Genomic DNA, 2281 nt, shown 5'->3' on the forward strand with positions numbered 1-2281 from the left:
TGCGTGAGCAGCGGGTATTTCTCTACGGCCCCGTCTGCCTCGCCGCCGCCTGGCGCGGCAAAGGCGTGCTGAAGCGCCTCTACGCCGCGGTCAAAGCGCACACCCGCGATGATTACGACCTGGGCGCGTTGTTTATCGACGACGACAATCCGCATTCGTTGGCCGCTCACGTGCAAGGGCTGGGGATGACGGCGCTGGCGCCTTTCCATTGCGGGCAGAAAGGCTATCAGCTGGTGGTGTTCGCCACCCGCTGAACGAAATTACTCGTAGGGGCCATGCTGCGCATCAAACGGCAGCATAAAGGTGTCCACCACCATCGACAGCGGCACGTCTATCACCGTGACATAGCGCCAGGGCGTATCGCGCAGATCCCACTGCACGCCGGGATAATACTGGTGACCATGCCCGGCGCCGGGCACGGTGCGGCTGATAATGCTGCCGCAGCCGGTGAGTGCCATCACACCGGCCGCCACGCAGGCCAGCCGAAGGTAGGAAGAGAGCTTCACGACATTGACTCTGAGCAAGGGGTTGTTTCGCGAGTGAACAACGCATCGGCCGCAGTCTATCACAGTTCCCGTTCTCCACCGGCGTCGGCGCACGTAAGCAAAAGGTAAAAAAAAACGGGGAATGCGCCATGCGCATTCCCCGTCTGAGCGTTGCCGTTAAGCGATTAACGCCGGCCCGTAGGGTGCGCCAGCGGGTTGTGCGGCAACTGCTGATAGTGCTCACGCCAGGCGGCGCCTTCCGGCAACAGCCAGACGCGCTGATGCAAACGAGCCAGCGTGACCGGATCGCTCAGCAGCTCCAGACGTTTGCCCTTCACCAGCTTCTCCGGTCCCAACTGCAGCGCTTCGTTCACCCGCTCCTCACGGTTGCGATCGAGCGTCGCGCGCAGATGGTGACGCGCCGTCGCCAACGCCGTCGCCAGTGCGTTGAAGGATGGGTTGACCACCGCATGCATAAAGCCGTTGGTCAGCGCGCGGTTACGATTGAGATGCAGATATTCTTCCGTCGCCAACAGCTCACGCGGCGGATTGTACTCTTCCGGGATCAGGAACAGCTTGGCGCGTTTGCTTTTCATGCCCAGCGTTGCGCGGCTCGACAGCACCGACACGAACGGCGACAGGATCAGCGAAAACACGATCGGCGCCAACCACCACAGGAAGCGCAGATCCAGCCACGCCATGCCGCCGGCCCACACCAGGCCCAGCAACATCTGCGAGCCATGGCGGCGGAACGCTTCCCCCCACGGCGTATCGTCATCGTCACGCTGCGGCGAATTCCACACCACTTCCCAACCGAGGAAGGCGCTCACCACGAATACGGTATGGAACAGCATGCGCACCGGCGCCAGCAGCACCGAGAACAGCATTTCCATCAGCATCGAAATGAACAGACGGAACGCCCCGCCGTACTCTTTCGCGCCCTTGGCCCAGATCAGCACAATACTGAGCAACTTCGGCAGGAACAGCAGCACCAGCGTGGTGGAGAACAGCGCTATCGCCAGCTCGGGCCGCCACTGCGGCCAGACCGGGAACAGCTGCCGTGGCTGCAGGAAGTATTGCGGTTCCATCAGGGTATGCACCACCTGCAAGGCGGTGGAGAGCGCCAGGAACATGAACCACAGCGGCGCCGACAGGTAGGACATGACGCCGGTCAGGAACACCGCGCGGTGCACCGGGTGCATGCCTTTCACCAGGAACAGGCGGAAGTTCATCAGGTTGCCGTGACACCAGCGACGGTCGCGCTTCAGCTCGTCCAGCAGGTTTGGCGGCAGCTCTTCATAACTGCCCGGCAGATCGTAAGCGATCCACACGCCCCAGCCGGCGCGGCGCATCAGCGCCGCTTCAACGAAGTCGTGCGACAAGATGGACCCGGCGAAAGAGCCCTCGCCCGGCAGCGGCGCCAGCGCACAGTGCTCGATAAACGGCTTCACGCGGATGATAGCGTTGTGCCCCCAGTAGTGCGACTCGCCCAGCTGCCAGAAATGCAGGCCGGCGGTGAACAACGGCCCGTAAACGCGGGTGGCGAACTGCTGCACGCGCGCATACAGGGTATCCATACCGGACGCCTTCGGCGCCGACTGGATGATGCCGGCGTTCGGGTTGGCTTCCATCAGACGCACCAGCCCGGTGAGGCATTCGCCGCTCATCACGCTGTCGGCATCCAGGATCACCATGTAGCTGTACTCACCGCCCCAGCGACGGCAGAAGTCGTCGATGTTGCCGCTCTTGCGTTTTACGCGACGGCGGCGGCGGCGATAGAAGATGCGGCCGTGGCC

The 2281-nt window shown here is 63.0% G+C and carries 2 protein-coding genes and 1 pseudogene; 1 reads left to right on the forward strand and 2 read right to left on the reverse strand.

Annotation, left to right across the window (positions count from 1 at the left end; genetic code table 11):
* Positions 1-254, forward strand: a pseudogene (locus ADK28_RS08490) (N-acetyltransferase); the annotation flags it as partial.
* A gap of 6 nt (positions 255-260) precedes the next feature.
* Here the strand turns inward: ADK28_RS08490 and ADK28_RS08495 are convergent.
* Together ADK28_RS08495 and mdoH are read right to left on the reverse strand one after the other, a co-directional pair.
* Positions 261-506 carry a YceK/YidQ family lipoprotein gene (locus ADK28_RS08495; RefSeq protein WP_015377417.1) on the reverse strand — a complete coding sequence of 82 codons (246 nt, stop codon included), beginning with the start codon at positions 504-506 and terminating at the stop codon, positions 261-263.
* A gap of 164 nt (positions 507-670) precedes the next feature.
* The coding region (gene mdoH, locus ADK28_RS32925; protein WP_239686227.1) for a glucans biosynthesis glucosyltransferase MdoH at positions 671-2281 on the reverse strand (1611 nt) is incomplete at its 5' end.

The sequence above is a fragment of the Serratia sp. 506_PEND genome, from assembly GCF_001076875.1.
GTDB classification, from domain to species: domain Bacteria; phylum Pseudomonadota; class Gammaproteobacteria; order Enterobacterales; family Enterobacteriaceae; genus Serratia; species Serratia marcescens.